Below are 673 nucleotides of genomic sequence, written 5' to 3'. Positions count from 1 at the left end.
ACGAGCAAGGCCAAAAGGCGAACAACGTATGGCATCAAAATGAGCTGGCCCACCTAGGGCCTAGCGCGATAAAAAATGTTTAGCGGGCGAAGGTGAATTGGCCACTTTCTTTTTTAGCACCGAAAAACCCAAAGTATGGATACAGCTTTGATTTAACATGCCATACATACAAGATAGTGCCGACCGTGATAGACCATATAATAAAAAGCTTAATCGGCTCGTCGTTTGCGCTAGGAAATGTATTGGGCAACTGACTGATGGAAAGAAATATATAAGCCAAGTACGCCGTTAAGCTGTGCCTGTAGAAGCCGATAATGAATAAGAACGAGATAGAAGCCGCAATGCCTGCCAACCAATATGGAGCCTGCCCTCCTATTGAGAGCCCAGTGGTATAGCCAGCAAACGCAGCAAATAACGCCTGCACAAACATCAGACTAATTAATATGTTGTTTCTTCCACTGTAAAGCTGGCATAGCGTTTCGTCTTTCAGTGAGGCAACGCATGCTGCAACGCGCTTTTCTGGAAGTGTAAGCCCCTTGTATTCATTCAGTAGCTCTGCGCGCGTTACCCCAGCACTGAACTTCGCCTGCATTTCCTGTTTCATCTTCCTTGGTTTCACCAAAATCTCCCCTGGTAGCGTTTGCATGTTAGGCCCAACTCACTCATGCCATAA

At 46.2% G+C, this 673-nt stretch carries 1 protein-coding gene; it reads right to left on the bottom strand.

From position 1 onward, the window contains the following. Positions 1-79 precede the first annotated feature (79 nt). A complete protein-coding gene (locus A3750_RS21120) occupies positions 80-619 on the bottom strand; it encodes a hypothetical protein (RefSeq protein WP_156492248.1) in 540 nt (179 codons plus the stop codon). Positions 620-673: the final 54 nt, after the last annotated feature.

Source organism: Oleiphilus sp. HI0079, from assembly GCF_001635105.1.
The sequence above is the reverse complement of the archived record's forward strand: the minus strand, read 5'-3'. Positions and strand labels throughout refer to the sequence as shown.